The organism is Microbacterium sp., from assembly GCF_031178525.1.
In the GTDB taxonomy this organism is placed as follows: domain Bacteria; phylum Actinomycetota; class Actinomycetes; order Actinomycetales; family Microbacteriaceae; genus Microbacterium.
Window position 1 is genome coordinate 1 of sequence record NZ_JAPSJA010000303.1, and the last position, 2,819, is coordinate 2,819.

General features: G+C 72.3%; 4 protein-coding genes. 1 reads left to right on the forward strand and 3 read right to left on the reverse strand.

The window, feature by feature from the left end; genetic code table 11:
- The coding region (locus RIF89_RS13515; protein ID WP_309069609.1) for an AEC family transporter at positions 1–460 on the forward strand (460 nt) is incomplete at its 5' end.
- A gap of 1 nt (position 461) precedes the next feature.
- On the opposite strand, the gene RIF89_RS13520 is transcribed toward RIF89_RS13515, so the two are convergent.
- From RIF89_RS13520 to RIF89_RS13530, 3 genes are all read right to left on the reverse strand, one after another.
- Positions 462–1,679 (reverse strand): anthranilate synthase component I family protein, encoded by a 1,218-nt coding sequence (locus tag RIF89_RS13520; protein WP_309069610.1) that lies wholly within the window; start codon positions 1,677–1,679, stop codon positions 462–464.
- The gene (locus RIF89_RS13525; protein ID WP_309069611.1) at positions 1,676–2,248 is read right to left on the reverse strand and encodes an aminodeoxychorismate/anthranilate synthase component II; all 573 of its coding nucleotides are present in this window, start codon (positions 2,246–2,248) and stop codon (positions 1,676–1,678) included. Before RIF89_RS13525 ends, RIF89_RS13520 begins: the two co-directional genes overlap by 4 nt.
- 39 nt (positions 2,249–2,287) lie before the next feature.
- Positions 2,288–2,819, reverse strand: a 532-nt coding sequence (locus tag RIF89_RS13530; protein ID WP_309069612.1) for an SDR family oxidoreductase, incomplete at its 5' end; no start/stop codon positions are given.

Sequence of the window (2,819 nt, forward strand, 5' to 3'; positions counted from 1 at the left end):
CCGCGCCGTGCAGCGCACGCTGCGCAATCCGATGATCATCGGCGCCGCGCTCGGCGTGCTGGTCGCGGTGACGGGCATCGAGCTGCCGCCGATCGTGTCGGAGCCGATCGGGCTGCTCGCCGGTGCCGCCGTGCCCGTGCTGCTGCTGAGCTTCGGGATGTCGCTGCACGGACAGCGTGTGCTCACCAGCCCGGCGTCGCGTGCCGACGTGCTGCTCGCAACGGGTCTGAAGCTCCTCGTCATGCCCGTCGTGGCCTGGGCGCTCGGGCTGCTGTTCCAGCTGGACGCGCACGCCATGCTCGTCGTCGTGGTGCTCGCGAGTCTCCCGAGCGCGCAGAACGTCTTCAACTACGCGCAGCGGTACGGGGTGGGCGAGGTGCTCGCCCGCGACGTGGTGTTCCTGACGACGTTCGGCTGCATCCCGGTCGTGTTCGCATCGGCCGTGGTGTTCGGCGGCTGAGTCACCCGCCGAGGGCGCGGATGAGCCGCTCGGCCTTCCAGCGCGACTCCGCGTGCTCGTCGTCGGGGTCCGACTGCACCGTGATGCCGCCGCCGGTGCCGAGCGTGTACGAGCCGGCTCCGTCGGTCAGCAGCGTGCGGATGATCACGCCCAGATCGGCGCGCCCGTCGCCCGCGATCCAGCCCAGCGCTCCGGCGTAGGCGCCGCGCGGCGTCTGCTCGACCTCGTCGATGATCTGCATCGTCCGCAGCTTCGGCGCGCCCGTCATCGAGCCGGCGGGGAACAGTGCGCGCAGCGCCTCGAGCGACGACACGTCGGCGCGTAGCTCGCCCCGCACCGTCGACACCAGCTGGTGCACGGACGTGTAGGACTCGACGGCCATGAGCGAGGGCACCTCCACAGCTCCGATCTCGCAGACCTGCGACAGATCGTGGCGCAAGAGGTCGACGATCATGAGGTTCTCCGAGCGGAATCGCTGGTCCGTGCGCAGCCGGCCGGCCGCAGCCGCATCCGCCTCGGGCGTCGCGCCGCGAGGGGTGGTGCCCTTGATCGGCTTCGCCGAGAGCGTGCGCGCGCCGCCATGCGCGTCGATCCGCGCGTACCGCTCGGGCGAGGATCCCGCGAGGAACGCGCGGGCCCCCGGCACGTCGTGGTGCAGGTAGGCGGCATACGGCGCGGGGTTCAGCGCCCACAGCCGCGCGAACACCTCATGCGGTGCACGCGCGCTGTCCAGCGAGGCGCGGTACGTGAGGTTCACCTCGTAGGAGTTGCCGGCGTGCAGGTGCTCCTGCACCGCGTCGAACGCCACGCGATACCACTCCGGCGCGGCGTCGGCGGTGACCTCGGCCGAGGCCGACGGCCCCGCCGGGGCGGGCAGCTCGAGCCGCTGTAGGTGCGAGGGTCGCATCCACACGGCATCCGGCAGCACGCCGTCCGGACGCGCGGGCAGATCCGCCCGCGCGGCGTAGCCGAAGTAGCCGTACCAGCTGTCGGACGGCTTTCCCGCCGCGAGCTCCGCGGACAGCACGGCGAAGATGTCGTCGCCGACCACCTCGGCGCGCCCCGCCGCGTGCCGGGTCACCTCGCGGCGCGCGGCGTCGTAGGTCACGGAGACGTCGTCCGGCTCGAGCCACGCGAGCTGCGGGCCGCCGTCCCCCGCATTCAGCCAGACGCAGCGGCCGCCGCGCGTGGCCTCGGCGATGCGGTCCGCCCCGGTCACGCGGCTCCCAGGAAGTTCCGGACGAGCAGCTCGCCATGCTCGGTGAGGATCGACTCCGGATGGAACTGCACGCCGCTGATCGGCAGTGAACGATGCGCGACGGCCATCACGAGCCCCGAGCGTTCGTCGGACGCGGTGACGGCCAGCTCGTCGGGCAGCTCCAGCGCGGCGAGCGAGTGATATCGGATCGCGCGGAAGCCGTCGGGCACACCGGCGAACAGGCCCGTGCCGGCGTGCCGCACCGTGGCGTCGATGCCGTGCCCTGGATCGACGCGCTCGACCCGGCCGCCGAACGTCGTGACGATCCCCTGCATGCCGAGGCACACGCCCAGCACGGGCCGCTGCGCCGCGCGCAGGACCTCGCGCCCGACCGCGAAGTCGTGCGGATCGGCCGGATGCCCCGGACCCGGCGACAGGACGACGAAGTCGTGGGCGAGCACGTCTGCCGTCGAGCACTCGTCATGTTCGACGACGCGCGGCAGCCCCCCGGTCACGCGCGCGATCAGGTGCACGAGATTGCCGGTGTAGCTGTCGTGGTGATCCACGACGACGACGTCGTGTGTGGGCATCGTCCTCCTGTGCGGTGGCCGCGACGTGCGAAGGGCGGATCACTCCGCGGCGAAGGCGCTCACGTCGCCGACGAGGCGCGTGTTGTCGGCCGGCACGGGGTCGACCGCGGCCCGGGCGACCTCCGCGGCGAACTCCGACACGTTGTAGAGGCGGCCGGCCGACTCGCGGCGGTGAGCGATCGCGCCCGGGTTCGCGCGCTCGAGCAGCGTCGCCGTGATGGTGCCCTCGATCATGTCGCCGGACACGACAGTGAAGCCGATGCCGCGCTCCGCGAGCGACGGGACCAGCTCGCGCAGCGCGTCCTCGCCGGCCCGCTTCGACAGCGCGACGGGCTCGTACTCGGGCATCGTCGGCGTGGTGCGGATGAAGTGGGCCTGGTGGCTCGTGACGAACACGACGCGGGATCCGTCGGACAGCAGCGGCAGCGCGGTCTGCAGCACGTTGACCTGCGCGTCGCGGTTCAGCTTCAGCGCGTAGTCCTCCGCCATGCCCGACTCCATGCCGCCCGACGCGTTCAGCACGAGGATGTCCAGCACACCGAACTCGTCCTCGACGGCCGCGAACATCGCC